This window comes from Nocardioides sp. P4_G4 (assembly GCF_056401085.1).
The window spans coordinates 19,677-37,624 of the sequence record NZ_JBFUKA010000006.1; the positions used below are offsets into that span (position 1 = coordinate 19,677).

At 73.4% G+C, this 17,948-nt stretch carries 15 protein-coding genes; 4 read left to right on the top strand and 11 right to left on the bottom strand.

The features are described from left to right. Positions 1–47 precede the first annotated feature (47 nt). Positions 48–2,168: a DEAD/DEAH box helicase gene (locus tag AC1DQF_RS02515; protein WP_477523634.1), complete on the bottom strand. Its 2,121-nt coding sequence runs from the start codon at positions 2,166–2,168 to the stop codon at positions 48–50. Between the two features lie 310 nt (positions 2,169–2,478). On the opposite strand from AC1DQF_RS02515, the gene AC1DQF_RS02520 reads away from it, so the two are divergent. Continuing rightward, a complete protein-coding gene (locus tag AC1DQF_RS02520) occupies positions 2,479–3,291 on the top strand; it encodes an MBL fold metallo-hydrolase (RefSeq protein WP_477523635.1) in 813 nt (270 codons plus the stop codon). On the opposite strand, the gene AC1DQF_RS02525 is transcribed toward AC1DQF_RS02520, so the two are convergent. Together AC1DQF_RS02525 and AC1DQF_RS02530 are read right to left on the bottom strand one after the other, a co-directional pair. Beyond that, positions 3,288–4,217 (bottom strand): alkaline phosphatase family protein, encoded by a 930-nt coding sequence (locus tag AC1DQF_RS02525; RefSeq protein ID WP_477523636.1) that lies wholly within the window; start codon positions 4,215–4,217, stop codon positions 3,288–3,290. The genes AC1DQF_RS02520 and AC1DQF_RS02525 overlap by 4 nt on opposite strands. Before the next feature lie 112 nt (positions 4,218–4,329). Next, positions 4,330–5,355 (bottom strand): NADP-dependent oxidoreductase, encoded by a 1,026-nt coding sequence (locus tag AC1DQF_RS02530; protein WP_477523637.1) that lies wholly within the window; start codon positions 5,353–5,355, stop codon positions 4,330–4,332. Between the two features lie 68 nt (positions 5,356–5,423). Here AC1DQF_RS02530 and AC1DQF_RS02535 point away from each other — a divergent pair, with 68 nt between their 5' ends. Beyond that, positions 5,424–5,891, top strand: a complete 468-nt coding sequence (locus tag AC1DQF_RS02535) for a PPOX class F420-dependent oxidoreductase (RefSeq protein WP_477523638.1) — start codon at positions 5,424–5,426, stop codon at positions 5,889–5,891. Positions 5,892–5,906: 15 nt separating this feature from the next. Here the strand turns inward: AC1DQF_RS02535 and pta are convergent, their stop codons facing one another. From pta to AC1DQF_RS02550, 3 genes are read right to left on the bottom strand one after another with little or no spacing between them, the layout of a single operon-like run. Next, positions 5,907–7,985: a phosphate acetyltransferase gene (gene pta / locus AC1DQF_RS02540; RefSeq protein WP_477523639.1), complete on the bottom strand. Its 2,079-nt coding sequence runs from the start codon at positions 7,983–7,985 to the stop codon at positions 5,907–5,909. Then, positions 7,982–9,178, bottom strand: coding sequence for an acetate/propionate family kinase (locus AC1DQF_RS02545; protein WP_477523640.1), 1,197 nt, complete (start codon positions 9,176–9,178; stop codon positions 7,982–7,984). Before AC1DQF_RS02545 ends, pta begins: the two co-directional genes overlap by 4 nt. Positions 9,179–9,198: 20 nt before the next feature. Continuing rightward, a complete protein-coding gene (locus AC1DQF_RS02550; protein ID WP_477523641.1) occupies positions 9,199–9,789 on the bottom strand; it encodes a flavin reductase family protein in 591 nt (196 codons plus the stop codon). Between the two features lie 187 nt (positions 9,790–9,976). On the opposite strand from AC1DQF_RS02550, the gene AC1DQF_RS02555 reads away from it, so the two are divergent. Next, positions 9,977–11,521 carry a DUF4389 domain-containing protein gene (locus tag AC1DQF_RS02555; RefSeq protein WP_477523642.1) on the top strand — a complete coding sequence of 515 codons (1,545 nt, stop codon included), beginning with the start codon at positions 9,977–9,979 and terminating at the stop codon, positions 11,519–11,521. 21 nt (positions 11,522–11,542) lie between these two features. After that, complete coding sequence (locus AC1DQF_RS02560; protein ID WP_477523643.1) at positions 11,543–11,764, top strand: PLDc N-terminal domain-containing protein; 222 nt, start codon at positions 11,543–11,545, stop codon at positions 11,762–11,764. A gap of 15 nt (positions 11,765–11,779) precedes the next feature. Here AC1DQF_RS02560 and AC1DQF_RS02565 read toward each other — a convergent pair whose 3' ends face one another. From AC1DQF_RS02565 to AC1DQF_RS02585, 5 genes are all read right to left on the bottom strand, one after another. Continuing rightward, positions 11,780–12,817 carry an LLM class flavin-dependent oxidoreductase gene (locus tag AC1DQF_RS02565; protein WP_477523644.1) on the bottom strand — a complete coding sequence of 346 codons (1,038 nt, stop codon included), beginning with the start codon at positions 12,815–12,817 and terminating at the stop codon, positions 11,780–11,782. 37 nt (positions 12,818–12,854) lie between these two features. Then, a complete protein-coding gene (locus AC1DQF_RS02570) occupies positions 12,855–14,129 on the bottom strand; it encodes an MFS transporter (RefSeq protein ID WP_477523645.1) in 1,275 nt (424 codons plus the stop codon). 88 nt (positions 14,130–14,217) lie between these two features. Next, entirely contained in the window at positions 14,218–14,874 is a 657-nt protein-coding gene (locus AC1DQF_RS02575; RefSeq protein WP_477523646.1) for a DUF2306 domain-containing protein, read from the bottom strand. Further along, a complete protein-coding gene (locus tag AC1DQF_RS02580) occupies positions 14,871–15,116 on the bottom strand; it encodes a hypothetical protein (RefSeq protein ID WP_477523647.1) in 246 nt (81 codons plus the stop codon). Before AC1DQF_RS02580 ends, AC1DQF_RS02575 begins: the two co-directional genes overlap by 4 nt. Before the next feature lie 84 nt (positions 15,117–15,200). Next, positions 15,201–17,873, bottom strand: a complete 2,673-nt coding sequence (locus AC1DQF_RS02585; RefSeq protein WP_477523648.1) for a winged helix-turn-helix domain-containing protein — start codon at positions 17,871–17,873, stop codon at positions 15,201–15,203. Positions 17,874–17,948 lie beyond the last annotated feature (75 nt).

A 17,948-nucleotide genomic window follows, 5' to 3' on the forward strand; every position in this document is an offset into this window, starting at 1 on the left:
ATGCCCCGGCTCCACCCCTAGGGGGCAGCGCCGGCGCGGGCGACCGGTCAGCGGTGGCGGTCCTCCAGGGCCTCGTCGAGCAGGCGGACCAGGGCCTCGAGCTGGACGTCCACCGACGACGCGATCTCGTCGGCCCCGTCGAGGGCACGAGCGGCCAGGCCGGCCTTGCTGTCGATCAGCTCGGCGATCTTGGAGTCGATCGTCTGCGCGGCGATGATGCGCCACGCGGTGACCGGCTCGGACTGACCGATGCGGTGGATGCGGTCGATCGCCTGGGTCTGCTCGGCGTCGGTCCAGGAGAGCTCAGCCAGCACCATGTTGGAGGCGACCTGCAGGTTGAGGCCGACACCCGCAGCGGAGAGCGAGCAGACGATGATCGAGGTCTCGGGGTCCTTCGTGAAGGACTCCAGGGCCGCGGCGCGGGCCTTGGCCGTCTGGTCGCCGCGGATCGACACGTAGCTGATGCCGCGACGGGCGAAGCTCTCCTCCGCCTCGTCCATCACGTCCACGTGCTTGGCGAAGAAGACGACCTTGCCGACGCTGCGGGCCAGCTGGGCGGTGTAGTCGGCGGCGAGCCCGGCCTTGGCGCGACCGATGCGGCGCATCATGGAGAAGACGTTCTCGCCGTCCTTGGCGGCCTCCATGTCCTCGCGCTCCCACTTGGCCACCCGGCGTACGAGGTCGCGGTCGATGCCGTCGAACTCCGGCCCGGACGTGCGCGCCTCGAGCGCCGCGTCGTAGCGGGAGACGAGTCGGCGGGCCAGCTCACGCTCGGCCTCGCGGATGGAGCGGCCCTCGGCGCCCTCGAGCTCGACCGGCAGGTCGGCCACCCGGCGGGCGGGGATGTCGGCGGCGACGTCGATCTTCTTGCGGCGCACGATGCCCATCTCGACGACCGAGCGGCGGGCGTTGGGGTAGAAGCCCGGCTCCCCCGGCATGAGACCGGTGTCCTCGAGCTTGTTCATCAGCTCGGCGAGCGGCTTCTGGTCGTCGATCCAGCCCAGGAACTGCCAGATCGCGCGGAAGTCCTCGATGTCGTTGATCAGCGGGGTGCCGGTCAGGGCCATCAGCAGCGGGCGGGCGACCCGGGCGCGCAGGCGCTGGGACAGCTCGAGCACGTGCTGGCTGCGCTGCGAGGACTTGTTCTTGATGAAGTGGGCCTCGTCGACGACCATGCCGCGGAACCCGTGGTCGCCGAGCCAGCCGACGTGCCGGTCGAGGACCTCGTAGTTGACGATCACGATGTCGGCGAAGCCGTCGACGGTCTCGCCGTCGCCGTGGATGACGGTGACGGTGCGGTGCGGGGTCCACAGGCTCACCTCGTGGGCCCAGTTGGCCTTGACGACGTTGGGCACCACGCACAGCAGCGGGTAGGCGTCGGCGGCCTGGGCGGCCATCAGGGCCTGGGCCGTCTTGCCGAGGCCGGGCTCGTCGGCGAGCAGGAACGTGCGGTGTCCCTGGGCGGCGGAGGCGACCAGCTGCTTCTGGTGGGGCATCAGGGCCACGCCCGGCGTGCGGGCCGCGTCGGGGGCCGGGAGCGTCATGCAGGCGGAGGCTCCGCCGCCGACGTACTCGAAGGACTTGAACAGCGGCTCGAGGAGCTCCCAGTTGGCCAACCGGCGCGCCTGCGGGCGGCTCAGGTCGGCGGCCGAGAAGTCCGGCACGAGGAACGGGTTGGCGAGCTGGCGGGCGACGACCGACTGGGGGACGACGCGGCGCGGCGACGAGCTCGCGGCGGTGTCCGGCTTGGGGGGCTCGACGTCCGCGGGGGCGTCGATGCCGGCCTGCTTGAGCATCTGCCGGCGCAGCGCACGCGCGCCCTCGGAGATCTCGGCGTCCTCGGCCAGCAGCTGCAGCAGCGAGGTGTCGCGCGCGGCGGTCTTGGCCAGGATGGTGGCGATGCCGTCGAGGCGCTTGAGCTGCTCGCCCCGACGTCCCTCGGCGACCTCGGTGTCGGCGTTGATCCGCGAGCGTTCCTCGCGCACCAGCAGCGCGACCACCTGGAAGGTCGCCCGGCCGTGGGGCATCACCTTGCCGCGTTCGGCGGCCTGCTCGACCTCGCGCACGGCGCGGGCGAGCACCGGGATGATGCCCTCGTTGTCCAGTCGCTTGACCTTGGTGTTGCCACCTCGGCGCTGCGCGGTCTGGCGTCGGCCTCGCTGAGCCACTCACGTCCTCCTCGGATGCCCGACGCGCCTACGCCGGACAACGTCGCCGCACACGTTCTTCCCCGGTACGACGCTGTCTCCCCCGGGGCCGTGCGGCGGTGACAGAACGTCACGAGCCGCACGCGAATGCCGGGGCCTCTGCCACCCGGATCTGGCTCGACCGGGGGGCGAAGTGGCCCCATGTTACCTCCGTCCCGCGCGAAAGCGTGCACCGGCGGGTCCCGCCCGGCTGGGTAAAGATTGGCTCGAGCGGTCCAGTCAGGCGCGCGGTGCGCTGGCGCGCCACGGTGACGGGCCCGATCCTTGCCGGATGAAGGTCCACCACCTCAACTGCGGCACCATGCGTCCGCGTCTCACGCCGGACCTGGTCTGCCACGTCCTGCTGGTCGAGACCCCCACCGGGCTGGTCCTGGTCGACTCCGGGTTCGGCCTCGAGGACGTCCGCGACCCCGCGACCCGCCTGGGACCCGCCCGTCGCCTGACGCGGCCGGTGCTCGACCCCGCCGAGACCGCGCTCCGCCAGGTGGAGGGGCTGGGGTTCTCGGCGCGTGACGTCACCTCGATCGTGCTCACGCACTTCGACGCCGACCACGTCGGCGGGCTCGCCGACTTCCCGGGCGCCGCGGTGCACCTGACGTCCAACGAGCTCGGGGCCGCGGTCTCGCCCCGGACCCGCATCGAGCGCAACCGCTACCGGGCGGCCCAGCGGGCCCACGCCCCGACGCTCATCGAGCACTCCCCCGCCTCGGGCGACCAGTGGTGGGGCTTCACCGCGGTGGAGCTCGAGGGCGTCGCCCCCGGCATCGTGCTGATCGCCCTCCCGGGCCACACCCGGGGGCACGCCGCGGTCGCCGTCGACGCCGGGGACCACTGGGTGCTCCACGCCGGGGACGCGTTCTACCACCACGGCCAGGTCGACGGGTCGGGCTCCGCGCCGGCCACGCTGCGCAGGATGGAGCGGACCGTCGCCCACGACCGGGACCTGGTGCAGGCCAACCACGAGCGGCTCTCCCGGCTGTACGGCGGGCGCGAGCCCGGGGTCCTCCTGGTCAACTCCCACGACCCGCTGCTGCTGGAGCAGGCCCAGCGGACCGGCGGCGGACGGCACGCGCGGCGCACCTAGCCGGGAGACAGCGGGAGGCCGAACGCCCGGGCCATGTCCGGTGCGGTCGCGGCCTGCCGCAGGGGCGGCACACCCAGCACCTCGTCGTAGAGGCGCGCGAGGCTGTAGTGGGTCAGCGGGGTGTCGACGACGTGCCCCTGCTGGCTGGGGTGCACCACGGTGGTCAGCACGAGATTGTCCTGGTGACGGTCGTCCTCGTCGGCCGTGAGCACGATCGCCAGGCGACCTGACGCGAAGTCCGGCCCGGCCATCACCGCCCCCACCTGGTCGGCGACCCAGGCGTCGGCGCCGCCGAGGTCGCATCCCTCGTCGTGGGCGTCGTGGCACAGGTCGGGCACGACGAGCCCGGCGTTCGGCAGGTCGCCCGACGCCGCGTCGTCGGCGAGCTCGTCCAGCGGCACGTCGTAGCGCTCGCACTCCGTCCGCTCGTCGACGAAGTAGGCCCACGGGTTGTGCTTCACCGCGTAGCGCTCGCCGCCGGTCTCGAGGGCGCAGGTGCCCGGCATCCCCTCGGCGTACACCTTCGCGGTCAGGCCGGCCCCGATCGCCTGGCCGAAGACCGAGGAGCCGTGGAGCACGTGCGCGACGGGGAAGTTGTCGTCGGAGATCCCGAAGGTGTCCCCGCCGGCCATCGCGAGGTAGTTGGGCAGGGACGGGTGGGTGAGTGCGTGGTACCGGGTCGCGTAGCCGTACTCCTCGGCCAGCCCGAAGGCCTCGGGCATCTGGGCGCGCATCTCGTCCAGGGAGTGGTTCTCCACGACGAACACGAGGAGCTTGGTCACCGGCTGGCGCGGGTCCGCACTCGGCCGGGCGGCGGGCGCGCTGGGATCCGACGGCTCCGTCGCGGCTCCCTGGCACCCGGCCAGGAGGCCGGCGCCGAGCAGGACGGCGACGAGGGCCGCGAGCCGGGTGCAACGAGATCTCATGTCGACTCCTCGGCCGGACGGTGGATCACACCCCATCCTGCTCCCTGAGTGGTCGGCCGACCCCTCGCAGCGATCTCTTTCCCCAACTCTCGGAGGTCCCGGCCGGCGCGGCTCACCCCTCGGGGGCGACCCGCACCAGCAGCTTGCCCACGTTGCGCCCGACGAGCAGGCCGCGGAACGCCTCCGGGGCGGCCTCGAGGCCGTCGACGACGTCCTCGCGGTAGCGCACCGACCCGTCGGCGACCCACCCGCTCATCTCCCGCAGGAAGTCCTCGTGGTGCTCGGCGACGAACTCGTCCTGGATGAAGCCGCGCACGGTGAGGCTCAGCGCCAGCACCTTGCCCATGAACGCCGGCAGCTGGTCCGGACCCTCGGGCGCGCTCGTGGCGTTGTAGCCCGCGACGAGCCCGCAGACCGGGATCYGGGCGAAGCGGTTGAGGCGGCGGGTGACCGCCGCGGCGACGTCGCCGCCGACGTTCTCGAAGTAGACGTCGATGCCGTCAGGGGTCGCGGCGGCCAGGTCGTCGGCGAAGGTCGGCGAGCGGTGGTCGACCGCGGCGTCGAAGCCGTAGTCCTCGAGGAGGATGCGGCACTTCTCCGCCCCGCCGGCGATGCCCACCGCACGGGCGCCCTTGACCTTGGCGATCTGGCCGACGGCCGAGCCGACCGGGCCGGCGGCCGCGGCGGTGACCACGGTCTCGCCCGCCTGCGGACGGCCCAGCACCAGCAGCCCGGCGTACGCCGTGAAGCCGGGCATGCCGAGCACGCCCAGCGCGGTGCTGACCGGCGCGGCGTCGGGGTCGATGCGGCGGGTGTGTCGGGCGTCGACCACGGCGTGGGTCTGCCAGCCGGCGAAGGCCAGCACGACGTCGCCCACCGCGCGGGACTCGGCGCGCGACTCGACGACCTCGCACACCGTGCCGCCGAGCATCACGTCGCCGACCTCGAGCGGTGCGGCGTACGACTTGGCGGCACTCATCCGGCCCCGCATGTAGGGGTCCAGGGASAGGTAGAGGGTGCGGAGCAGCACCTGGCCCTCGGCGAGCACGGGCAGCTCCTCGGTGGTGACCTCGAAGTCGGTGTCGGCCGGCTCGCCGACGGGTCGGGCGGCCATGCGGATCTGGGTCGATGTGGTCATGGACCCATTCAAGCCCCGGGGTGGGCGTGCCACGATCGGGGGGTCCGGTCGCCGACCCAGGAGGAACCATGGCCCCCAAGATCGCCACCAACACCCGCGTGGAGCGCGCCGAGATGCTCGACTTCGTCCGACCCCGGCACCGAATGGTCCTCATCACCCGGCGCAGCGACGGCAGCCCCCAGGCCTCCCCGGTCACCGGCGGCGTCGACGACTCCGGACGCCTCGTGATCTCCAGCTACCCCCAGCGCGCCAAGACCCGCAACGCCCGCACCCGCCCCGAGGTGAGCGTCGTGGTCGTCTCCGACGAGTGGGACGACCCGTGGGTGCAGGTGGACGGCACCGCCGAGGTCATCGACGCCGTCGACGACGTCGAGCCGTTCGTGGAGTACTTCCGCAACATCGCCGGCGAGCACTCGGACTGGGACGAGTACCGCCGGGCCATGCGCGACCAGGGCAAGTCGCTGATCCGGATCACCCCCGACCACTGGGGACCGGTCGCCACCGGGGGCTTCCCGCCGGAGTCGGCGCGGGATTGACCCCGGCCCGGCGCCTCAGGTGACCGGCATCCCCTGGATGGCGGTGATCGCGATGGTGTAGACGATGTCCTCCACCAGCGCGCCGCGCGAGAGGTCGTTGACGGGCTTGGCCAGCCCCTGGAGCATCGGCCCGATCGAGATCACGTCGGCGCTGCGCTGCACGGCCTTGTACGTCGTGTTGCCGGTGTTGAGGTCCGGGAAGACGAAGACGTTGGCCCGCCCCGCCACCGGGCTGTCGGGGGCCTTGCTGCGCGCCACCGAGGCGATGGCGGCGGCGTCGTACTGCAACGGGCCGTCGACGAGCAGGCCGGGCTCGCGCTCGCGCACCATGCGCGTCGCCTCGGTGACCTTGACGACGTCCGCACCTGCCCCGGACGTGCCGGTGCTGAAGCTGATCATCGCCACGCGCGGCTCGATGCCGAACCGACGGGCCGAGGCCGCGCTCTGCACGGCGATGTCGGCGAGCTGCTGCGCGTCCGGGTCCGGGTTGACCGCACAGTCGCCGTAGATCACCACCTCGTCGGGCAGGCACATGAAGAACACGGACGAGACGAGCCGCGCGCCCGGCGCCGGGCCGAGGAGCTGGAGGGCGGGACGCAGCGTCGCGGCGGTGGTGTGCACGGCGCCGGCGACCATGCCGTCCACCTCGTCGAGGCGCAGCATCATGGTCCCGAGCGTGATGGTGTCGTCGAGCTGGTTGCGGGCGATGTCGGGGGTCATCCCCTTGTGGCGACGGGCCTCGACGAGCGCGTCGACGTACCGCTCGCTCACGGCCGCCGGGTCGACGACCTCGACGCCGGGGGGCAGCTCGAGGCCCTGGGCCTCGGCCTGTGCGGCCACCTCGTCGGGGGCGCCGAGCAGCACGCACCGGGCGATCCCCATGTGGTGGGCGGTCACCGCCGCCCGGATCGTGCGGGGCTCGGTGCCCTCGGGCAGCACGATCCTGCGGTCGGCCTCGCGGGCCGCGGTCGCGAGCCGGCGTCGGAAGGCCGGGGGGCTCAGCCGCGGAACGTGGTCGCGAGTGGGCAGCGTGGCCAGCCAGTCGGGGTCGAGCGCGTCGGCCACCGCCGTCATCACCAGCCCGGCACGCTCGCTGTCGTCGACCGGCACCTCGGGGTCCATGTCGTGCACGGTGGTGGCGGTCTCGTAGCTGTTGCGCTCGGTCAGCAGGACGGGCAACCCGGTGGCAGCGGCCCCCCGGCACAGCTCCCACACCCGCGGGTCCGGCTCCACGCCCAGGGTGAGCAGCAGCCCGGCGAAGCGGATGCCGTTCATCGCGGCCAGGCAGGCGGACAGGATGATCTCGTCGCGGTCACCCGGCACGATGAGCAGCAGCCCCTCGCGCAGCAGGGGCAGGATCCCCGGCACCGCCTGGGCGCCGACGATGACGTGCTTGACCCGGCGGTCCTGCTCCCCGGCGTTGAGCACCCGCACGTCGAGGCCGCGGACCGCGTCGGAGACCCGCGGCCACCCGAGCTCGGGCCGGACGGGCACCGCCCCGACGAGCGCGAGGTCACGGCGGCCCAGGAGCCCCCGGATCTCGGTGTTCCGCGCGGGCGTCAGGTCGGGGACCCGGTTGACCACGGCGCCCACCACCCGTCGGCGCTCGCCGCCTTGGTAGGTGCGCGCGGTGATCTCCATCGTCTCGGCGAGGTGCTCGAGGTCCTCGCTGCTCTCGGGCGCTCCCACGAGCAGGACGTCGGCGTCCAGCGCCTTGGCCAGCGCGACGTTGGTGCGCCCGGCATAGACCAGGCCCGAGCCGGGGACGAGGCCCTCGACCACCACGACGTCGTGCTCGGCCACCAGCGGCTCCGCGGCCGCGACCACGTCCTCCAGCAGCGAGTCCAGCTCGTTGCGCGAGAGCGCCTGCTCCACGCGGGCGGCCGAGATCGGCTCCGGGGGGTGGAGCGTGGACGTGAGCCGGACCAGGGCGGTGGAACGGTCCTCGTCGGCGCCGCGGGCGCGGGGCTGGGCCAGCGGCTTGTAGAAGCCGACCGACACCCCCTGCCGCTCCAGGGCGTGCACCAGCCCGAGGCAGGTGGCCGTGAGACCGACCCCGTGGCTGGTGGGGGCCACTAGCAGCGTGCGGGTCATCGAGCCACCTCCCGGGCCAGCTCCGCGGTGTCGCGGGCGATGAGCAGCTCCTCGTCGGTGGGTACGACGATCGCGACGCGGTCGCCGTCCCGGCTCACGCGTCCGCCGGTCCCCCGGCCGTGGTCGGCGTTGGCGGCCGGGTCCTCGTGCAGCCCCAGCACGCCGAGGTGGGACAGGATGCGGCGGCGTACCTCCGCGGAGTGCTCGCCGATGCCGCCGGTGAAGACCACGGCGTCGAGCCCGCCGAGCGCCACGGCCAGGGCGCCGACGGACTTGGCCGCCCGGTAGGCGAACACGTCGAGCGCGAGCGCGGCGTCCTGCGAGCCCTGCGCGGCGGCGTCGCACACGGTGCGCATGTCGTTGCTGAGGCCCGACAGGGCCAGCAGCCCGCTGCGGGTGTTGAGCGCGTCGACCACCCCCTCCACGTCGAGGTCGAGGCGCCGGGCCACGTAGCCGAGCAGCCCCGGGTCGACGTCGCCGCTCCGGGTCCCCATCACGAGCCCCTCGAGCGGGGTCAGCCCCATCGTGGTGTCGACCGACTCCCCGCCGCGGACGGCGGCCGCGCTGCATCCGTTGCCGAGGTGCAGGACCACGAGGCGGAGGTCCTCGAAGGGTCGGTCGAGCACCTCGGCCGACTGCGCGCTGACGAAGCGGTGGCTCGTGCCGTGGAAGCCGTAGCGCCGCACGTCGTGGTCGTCGTACCACTCCTGCGGGACGGCGTAGCGGTAGGCGACCGGCGGCATCGTCTGGTGGAACGCCGTGTCGAAGACCGCGACCTGGGCAAGGCCGGGCAGCGCGTCACGGGCGGTCTCGATGCCGAGCAGGTTGGCGGGCATGTGCAGCGGCGCGAGGTCGACGAGCGAGCGGAGGTCGGCCAGGACCTCGTCGTCGACCCCGACGGATGCGCTGAAGCGGCTGCCACCGTGCACGACCCGGTGCCCCACCCCCACCAGCCCGGCACGCTCCTCGTCGGTGAGCGAGGCGACCAGGTGGGTGAGCGCTCCTCGGGACGACGGGTCGGCCGGGACGCTCGTCTGCTCGACGTCGCCACGGCGGAGGTGCACCGTCGCCTCGCTGCTCCCGACGCGCTCGGCGAGGCCGGTCAGCCGGCGCTCGCCGGAGGCGGGGTCCACGAGCGCCAGCTTGACCGATGAGCTGCCGCAGTTGAGGACCAGCACCCACTCCGCGCTCATGCCGGCCAACGTACCGCCCGTCAGCGCGGGCGGGTCAGCCTGACGACCTCCGGAGGCAGCCCCCACTCGTCGCGGCCGAGCCGGGAGACCGGCTCCAGGTGCTCCATCGAGGGGTGGCCTTCGACGAGCACCTCGGTACGGACGGTGGTGGCCACGACGCGGCCGAGCACCAGGGTGGAGTCACCGAGCTCGAGGGTCGAGTGCAGCGTGCACTCGAGCGAGGCCGGCGACGCGACGACCCGGCGTGGGGCCACGAGCAGGCTGGGCTCGGTCTCGATGCCGAGGGCCTGGGCCTCGTCGATGCCGGGCTCGAAGCCCGCCGAGGAGTCGTTGACCTGGTCCATCAGCGGGCGCGAGGCCACGTTGACCACGAACTCCCCCGTGGCCCGCACGTTGGCGAGCGTGTCCTTGTCGCCCACCGAGGTGAACTGCACGATCGGCGGGTTGGCGCACGACACGGTGAAGAAGGAGTGCGGGGCCAGGTTGCCGACACCGTCCGCGGACAGGCTCGACACCCAGGCGATCGGTCGCGGCACGACCAGTGCGGTCAGGAGGCGGTAGACGTTCACGTCCGGGTCGTCGGAGCGGAAGACGGTACGGCGAGGGTCCATGTCCCCAGTCTCCCGGCAGGCCCTCGAGCCGGTGGCGCCGCCCTGACCGCGTCAGCGGCGCGCCCGGCGCTCCGGCAGGGGCAGGCGCCCCTCGCGGGGGTGACCTTGTGCCCTGACGGCTCCGCCGTGACGGGCGCACGGTGGGACTGGAGACGCCTGCAGTCCCACTCGCCCCCGGAGGCCGCTCATGAGCTCGACCACCTACCCCACCAGCCATCCGCCCAGCTACCCCGTCCGCGTCGACGCCCAGCTCGACGACCACCTCAGCCGGTGGCTGTGGCTGGTGAAGTGGCTGCTCGCGATCCCGCACTTCATCGTCCTGGCGCTGCTGTGGGTCGCCTTCGCGGTGCTGTCGGTGGTCGCCTTCTTCGCCATCCTCATCACCGGGCGCTACCCACGCTCGATCTTCGACTTCAACGTCGGGGTGCTCCGCTGGAGCTGGCGGGTCTCCTACTACACCTACGGCGGGCTGGGGACCGACCGCTACCCGCCCTTCACCCTCGAGGAGCGTCCCGACTACCCCGCCCACCTGGAGGTCGCCTACCCCGACCACCTGTCGCGGGGACTGGTGCTCGTGAAGTGGTGGCTGCTCGCCATCCCCCACTACCTCGTGCTCGCCCTCTTCCTCGGCGGCGGCGCGTACGCCGCCTCCAGCGACGACGTCTCGCAGGGCTGGAACGGCGGGCTGATCGGGCTGTTGGTCTGCTTCGCCGGCGTGCTGCTCCTCTTCACCGGGCGCTACCCGCGCACCATCTTCGACCTGGTCCTGGGGCTCAACCGCTGGGTGCTGCGGGTCGCCGCGTACGCCGGCCTGATGACCGACGTCTACCCGCCGTTCCGCCTCGACATGGGCGGCGAGGACCCGGGCACCGGGGTGCTGGCGCTCGACTCGGCGCGGCCGCCCGCCCAGGGCCCACCGCCCGCCCCGAGTCCGTACGGCGCGTCGCCGTTCACAGACCAGCCCTACGCGGAGCAGCCACCGCCCGCCCAGGGCCCGCCGCCCGCCCAGGGTCCACCGCCGGCTCCGAGTCCGTACGGCGCGACGCCGCCGGCCCAGCGGTGGGGCCCCGGCCGCATCCTCGGGGTGGTCCTCGGGTCCCTGATGGCGTTGGGGGCGCTGGGCCTGCTGGCCGGGGGCGCGGCCCTCAAGATCGGCGACACCGTCCTGCGTGACGACAACGGCTACCTGATGAGCGACTCCTCGACCTTCACCTCCCCCGGAGTCGCGGTCACCTCGCGCGCCATCCACCTCGACGACGGCTCGGTGGACCTCGACCTCGCCAGCCGCTGGCTGGGTACGGTCCGGGTCGTGGCGAGCCCCGGGGTGCCGGCCGACGTGTTCGTCGGCATCGCGCCGACCGGAGCCACGGACGCATGGCTGGGCGGGGTCGCCCACTCGACCGTCACCGACCCCGGCGGCGACAACCGCGGCCCCGACACGGTGTTCGTCGAGGGCAGCACCCCGCTCCTGCCTCCCGGCGACCAGAGCTTCTGGGTGGCCTCCGCCACGGGCCCGGGGTCCCAGGTCCTGACGTGGGAGCCGCAGGACGGTGACTGGACGGTGGTCGTCATGAGCGCCGACGGCACCGCACCCGTCCGGGCGCGGGTCGCCGTCGGCGCCGAGGTGCCGGTCCTCGACGACGTCGCCAACGGGCTGCTCATCACCGGAGCGCTGCTGCTGCCGCTCTCCGCGCTGGTCCTGTGGCTGGCCGTGCGCCGCCGCTCCGCATGAGGGAGGGTTTAGGTTCTTTCCATGGCGCAGAAGAAGAAGTGGGCCGACCTGAGCCCGACCCAGCAGCGGATCATCGTGGTCTCCGGCATCGTCGAGGTCGTCCTGACGGCCTACTGCCTGCGCGACCTCAGGCGGCGCCCAGCAGACCAGGTCCGCGGCCCCAAGGCGCTGTGGGCCCCCGCCATGTCGATCCAGCCGTTCGGACCGCTGGCCTACCTGACGCTGGGACGTCGTCCGGCCTGAGCGGTCGGAGGAGGCTCAGCGCCAGCCGAGCCCCGGCGCCACGTCGGTGAGCAGCGACTCCAGCAGGTGCGCGTTGTAGTCGACGCCGAGCTGGTTGGGGACGGTCAGCAGCAGCGTGTCTGCCGCGGCGATCGCCTCGTCCTGGGCGAGCTCCTCGACCAGGACGTCCGGCTCGGCGGCGTAGGTCCGTCCGAAGACGGCCCGCAGGTTGGCCTCGATGTTGCCGATCTGGTCGGTGCTCCTGCCCTCGTGGCCGAAGTAGGCCCGGTCCATGTCCGTGGTGATCGGCATGATCGACCGGCTCACCGACACGCGCGGCTCGACGTCGTGGCCGGCCTCGGCCCAGGCCTCGCGGAAGGCGTCGATCTGCCTGCGCTGCTGGACGTGGAACGGCTCGCCCGTCTCGTCGGCCTTGAGCGTCGAGCTCATCAGGTGCATGCCCTGGCCGGCGGCCCACCGCGCGGTCGCGTCCGACGACGCGCCCCACCAGATGCGCTGACGCAACCCCTCCGAGTGCGGCTCGGGCCGCAGCAGGCCTGGAGGGTTCGGGAACATCGGGCGCGGGTTGGGCTGGGCGAAGCCCTGACCCCTCAGCACGTCGAGGAACACCTCGGTGTGCCGGCGCGCCATGTCGGCCTCGGTCTCGCCGTCCTCGGGCGCGTAGCCGAAATAGCGCCACCCCTCGATCACCTGCTCCGGTGATCCCCGGCTGATGCCGAGCTGGAGCCGTCCCCCGGAGATCAGGTCGGCGGCCCCTGCGTCCTCGACCATGTAGAGCGGGTTCTCGTAGCGCATGTCGATGACGCCCGTGCCGATCTCGATCCTGCTGGTCCGCGCGCCGACGGCGGCCAGCAGCGGGAACGGGGAGGCGAGCTGGTTCGCGAAGTGGTGCACGCGGTAGTAGGCGCCGTCGACGCCGAGCTCCTCGGCCGCCACGGCCAGCTCGATCGACTGCAGGAGGGTGTCGGAGGCGCTGCGCACCTGCGAGTGGGGCGAGTCGGTCCAGTGGCCGAAGTTCAGGAACCCGATCTTCTTCATGACTGGTTCAACCATCAACCAGCGTGGGCATTCCCCGTCCCGACCCGATGCCCTACCGGACCGTCCGGATCGGGAGGACGGCCAGGGCTCCCACGACGGCGCAGCCGGCCGCGACGGCGTACAGCACCGCGTAGCTCCCGCCGCCGGCCGCGAGCACGGCCGAGGCCACCGCCGGCGCGAAGGCGAAGGGCAGTGCGCCGGCGATGTTGAGGACGCCGAGGTCCTTGGCAGCGGAACCACCGTCGGGGAGCACGTCGACGACCAGCGCCAGGTCGACGGCCATGTACATGCCGAAGCCCGTGCCGCCGACCGCCATGCCGACCAGGTAGCCGTCCACGTCGTCGGCCCCGGCGACGAGGAGCAGTGCGACGGCGTACGTCACCGCGGCCGCCACCACGAACACCTTGCGCCGTCCCGTGCGGTCGGAAAGCCTGCCGGCGAGCGGCGAGACGACCACGACGGCCACCGACTGGACGAGCGTGCCGAGGAAGATCTGGTGCGGCACGTCGCCCTCGGCGCTCCCGATCTCGTCCAGGAGGTAGTAGGCCTGATAGGTGACCAGGAAGGCGAACGCGGTCACGAAGGAGAACCTCGACGCGAATGCCCACGCGAAGTCCGGGTTGCGCCGCGGATCGACGTAGAACGAGCGAGCCATCTCCCTGATCGACCACGCCGCCCGCCCGGCGGCGTCGAGCGTGCGGTCGCGCAGCCTGGTCAGGAACACGAGCACGCAGGCGCCACCCACCGCGCAGGGCACCAGGAACATGGCCGACATCGTGTGGTCGAACGCCTGCACCAGGTAGGTGCCGCCCACCGAGGCCACGGGCACGCAGACTCCGAGGACGCCCGACACCGCCCCGCGCTGGATCGCCGGCACCTGGTCGTGCAGCACGGCGGTGTTGGCCGCGAGCAGGGCGTTGAAGAAGACCTGGGAGAGGCACCAGCCGAGCAGGACCACCGGGATGCTCGGAGCCACCGCGACGATGACGGTGCCGACCGTCCCGCCGACCAGCCCGGCCAGCATCCAGGGTCGACGCATCCCGAGGCGTGAGGTGGTCCGGTCGCTCAACCGGCCGAAGAAGGGGTTGCTGACCAACGCCAGGAGGGAACCGACCCCGGTGACGAGGGCCAGGCTCGCGGGGGCCCGGTCGAGGCCGACCAGGGAGTTGACCTTCAGCGCCAGCGAGACCAGCAGCGGCGCGATGAGCGCCAGGGTGACGCCACCCATGGAGAACGCGTACAGGGTGACGAATCCTCGACCCACCGGGACGCGGTCGGCGCCGGGCGGCGTGGAGGCGGCCCAGACGCTGACGTGCGGAAGGCGCACGGGGTCCCCCGTCCCTGGCCCGGCGCCGGGTCGGCAGCCAGTCCCAGCATCCACCCGGAACCACCGTCAGGGAACTCTGTCAACCCGGTCAGCTCCTCCGCGGGGAGCGGCGCACGACCCACTCGGCCACGGCGATGTTGATGACCCACGCCGCCCCCTTGGCCAGGTCGCCCCGCACCTGGCCGGTCCCGAACAGCGCGGCGCCGACGCCCTCGGTGAAGGCCTGCGTCCCGGCCGCCAGGCCGATGGCGTAGGCGCGGATCATCCACGCGCGGTGCGCGGGGACGTCCCGGCGGCGGATCGCGGCACACCCCAGGACGAGGCAGGCGGCCATCGCGGAGGCGAAGGTCAGTCGCAGCCAGAAGAGCAGGTGGCCCGTACCGGGCTTCGGGGCGTAGCCAACGGTCAGCCAGAGCGCGGAGCCGGCGACGAGCAGGCCCGCGACGGCGAGGACGCGTCCGGAGCGGCGGTGCCAGCTGCCGCGGCGCAGTCGCGGCACGAACYGCAGGGCACCCACGACGGCGTACGTCGCCGCGCCGACGATGTGCAGCACCAGGGCCAGCGGGAACCCGCCGAACCGGTCGTCCGCCGGCATCACGTCGGGCCCACCCGCGAGCTGCACGAGTCGGAGGGTCCCGGCGGCGACCGGGATCGCGCTCAGCGCGACGAGGGCGGAGGGCACCGGCCAGCCCGACCGGCCTGCCCGCTCGGAGGACGGCGACGACGTCGGCTGCAGGGTGGTCATCGTGGTCCCCCGGGCTCGCACGGGGTGACCGAGACCAGCGGGACACCGAGGTCGCGCAGCCTGGCCAGGAGGCCGTGGAGGGCCGCCTGGTCGGCGACGCTGCCCCGCAGGACCGTGGTGCCGTCGGCCCTCGCGGTYAGGGTCATCCCGTCGAACCAGGCCTCCCAGCGCCGGTCGAGCCGACCCTGGAGGTGGATCTCGTACCAGCCGGGTTCGTCCTGGCCACCGACCGATGTGTTCATGCCCAGGACGCTAGGCCTGGAGCCGATGGCTGCACGTCACACCATGTGGTGAGCGGGGTGGTGATCTTCGCCCTGCGGCACGGCTCAGCGGTGACCGGCGAGCAGGTCCAGCCGGTGCGCCTCGCGGACGGCGGCGCGCCGGCTGTTGACGCCGAGCTTGGCGTAGATGTGCTTGGTGTGCGTGCGGACCGTGTTGAGCGAGACCACCAGCTGGCGCGCGATGCCCGGGCCGTCCAGGTCGCTGGCCAGCAGCCGGAGCACGTCGAGCTCGCGGTCGCTCAGCGGGTCGACGAGGGGCTGCGGCGTCGGAAGGGGTCGGGCGTGCGCGGGCCGTACGGAGTCCCTCGCGGCGTCCAGGACGCGGCGCAGGTGGGCCCAGTCGGGTCGGGTGCGGACGAGCCTCTCCAGCAGCCTGACCATCGGCTCCCCCTCGGCGACGAAGACCCTGGTCCAGCCGTCGGGCTCCGCCAGCACGAGGCCCCGCTCGAGCGGGCCGACGTCCCCCCGCTCGAGTGCCTGCAGCACGAGGACCTCGATCTGGGTGCCGACCCGGCCCCCGTCCTCGGCCGCGGACAGCAGCCGGTCGAGCAGGTCCGAAGCTCGGGCCGACCGCTGCGCCAGCAGGATCCTCGCCAGCGTCACGTGCTCGTACTCGTGCACGTAGGTCAGCTCGTCGTCGGGCGCGAGGTGGTGCCGGACGGCCCAGGCACCGGCCCCGGTCAGGTCACCCTGCGTCGCCAGCAGTCGTGCGCGCACGGCGTGCACCGGCCGTACGTCGGGTGAGTAGTCGCCGACGTACACCCGCTCGGCCTCGTCGAGGAGGGCCAGGGCGACGTCCGGGCGGCCCTCGGCCGCCCGCAGCCCGGCCATCGCGACCCGCCAGCGGTAGGGGTTCTGCGCCAGCGCGCCGGCGTCGCCCAGGTCCTCGGCGGCGCGCAGGTGGGCGGCCGCGGCCACCATGTCGTCGCGCTCCCAGGCGACCCGGGCCAGCCCCACCAGCATGTCCGCCCGGCCCCGAGGGCCGGGTGCCTCGGGAGCGGCCAGGTCGAGGGCGTCCTCGAAGACGCGTTGTGCCTCCCCCAGCCGCCCCTGGGTCATCGCCAGGTCGGCCAGCGCGATGGAGCAGCCGAGCACGTCGGCGACATGACCGGCCCTCCGCAGCCCTTCCAGCGCGGCCGCGTAGCCGCGCCGGGCGGTGTCGAGGTCCCCGGTGGTCCAGGAGGCGAGGCCGGACAGGGCGGAGGCGGCCGCGCGGACCAGGTCGTCGTCCCCGACCGCGGCCCCGAGCGCACGACCGGCGTGGTCGATGGTCCCGGCGGGGTCCCCCGCGTTGAGGGCGAGGGCGGCCCGGTACATCTCGATCCGGGCCGGGAGCCGCCCCCACTCGTCCCGGTCGAGGACGACGAGCTGGTCGCCCTCGAGCGTGAGCTGTCGCTCGATGTCCACCAGCCGTTCCTCGACGCCGACGAACCGGTTGCTGGACATGAGGCCACCGATCAGGCCCATGGCCAGGACCGGACGGTTGCGCAGCACCGTGGCCGGCAGGTCGTCGACCCAGCCCCGGATGACGACCTCCCGCCGGTCCCGGGCCAGCTCCGGGACGGCCAGCTCGACCAGGTCGGCCGCCCGGTCCACGTCCCCCGCGGCGAGGGCGTGACGCACCGCCGGGACGGGCCGTCCGGCCGCGTCGTACCAGTCGCTGGCCCGGCGGTGGAGCCCGGCGACGCGCCCGGGGTGCTCGACGAGCAGGTGGGCGCGCAGGACGTCGGCAAAGAGGTGGTGGTAGCGGTACCACTGGCGCCGGTCGTCGAGGGGCACCACGAACAGGTTGCGTCGCTCGAGCAGGTCGAGCACCTGCGCGCTCCCGGTGGTCCCGGTGACGGCGTCGCAGAGCGGTCCGGTGAGCTGGTCGAGGATCGCGGTGTCCAGGAGGAACCCGCGGACGTCGGCGGACTGGCGGTCGAGGACCTCCTCGACGAGGTAGTCGACGACGTACCGGTCGTCCCCCGCGAAGCCGGCGATGAACGACGACGCGTCGCCACGGCCCCGCAGCGAGAGCGCGGCGAGCTGGAGCGAGGCGATCCACCCCTCGGTACGGGCCCCGAGGGCGGCGACGTCGGCCGCGTCCAGGTCGAGACCGGTGGCCGTGGCCAGGTAGCGCGCCGTCTCGTCCTCGGTGAACCGGAGGTCGGCCGCGCGGACCTCGGTCAGCTCCCCCCGGGAACGCAACCGGGCCAGGGGCAGCGCGGGGTCCGCGCGGGTGCCGATGACCAGGCTCACCTGGGGCGGGAGCCGCTCGAGCAGCAGCGCCATGCCGGGCTGCACGGCGGGCGCCTCGGCGAGGTGGTAGTCGTCGAGGACGAGGGTCAGGTCGCCGGGAAGGACGCTCAGCTCGTTGAGGACGGCGGTCAGCACGGTCTCGATCGGCTGCCCGGACTCGAGCAGCGCCAGACCGGCGCCGGCGGAGCCGGGCGCGGCGCGTTCGAGCGCCGTCAGCACGTAGCTCCAGAAGACCTCGGCCCGGGAGTCGGACCCGTCCAGGGACACCCAGGCGATCCGTGGCGGGGACCCCGCGCCGTCGGCCTGCCTCGCCAGCCAGGTCGCCAGCAGGGTCGTCTTCCCGAATCCGGCCGGCGCCGACACCAGCGTCAACCGGGTCCGGCCCGCGAGGGCGCCCTGCTCCAGCCGGGGACGGGCCACGAGGTCGGGGCGAGCCTGCGGGAGGAAGAACTTGGTCTCGACGAGGGCGACGGCCACGGGGCCATCATCCTCCCGCTCACCACGTGTGGTGACGACCGCTCACCACATCACTGCCTAGCTTCACGACTCCAG

Excerpts from the sequence above, each read along its gene's own strand:
- AC1DQF_RS02520 (WP_477523635.1), top strand. The coding sequence starts at position 2,479 with ATGAAGGTCCACCACCTCAACTGCGGCACCATGCGTCCGCGTCTCACG.
- AC1DQF_RS02525 (WP_477523636.1), bottom strand. The coding sequence starts at position 4,217 with ATGAGATCTCGTTGCACCCGGCTCGCGGCCCTCGTCGCCGTCCTGCTC.
- AC1DQF_RS02535 (WP_477523638.1), top strand. The coding sequence starts at position 5,424 with ATGGCCCCCAAGATCGCCACCAACACCCGCGTGGAGCGCGCCGAGATG.
- pta (WP_477523639.1), bottom strand. The coding sequence starts at position 7,985 with ATGACCCGCACGCTGCTAGTGGCCCCCACCAGCCACGGGGTCGGTCTC.
- AC1DQF_RS02545 (WP_477523640.1), bottom strand. The coding sequence starts at position 9,178 with ATGAGCGCGGAGTGGGTGCTGGTCCTCAACTGCGGCAGCTCATCGGTC.
- AC1DQF_RS02550 (WP_477523641.1), bottom strand. The coding sequence starts at position 9,789 with ATGGACCCTCGCCGTACCGTCTTCCGCTCCGACGACCCGGACGTGAAC.
- AC1DQF_RS02555 (WP_477523642.1), top strand. The coding sequence starts at position 9,977 with ATGAGCTCGACCACCTACCCCACCAGCCATCCGCCCAGCTACCCCGTC.
- AC1DQF_RS02560 (WP_477523643.1), top strand. The coding sequence starts at position 11,543 with ATGGCGCAGAAGAAGAAGTGGGCCGACCTGAGCCCGACCCAGCAGCGG.
- AC1DQF_RS02565 (WP_477523644.1), bottom strand. The coding sequence starts at position 12,817 with ATGGTTGAACCAGTCATGAAGAAGATCGGGTTCCTGAACTTCGGCCAC.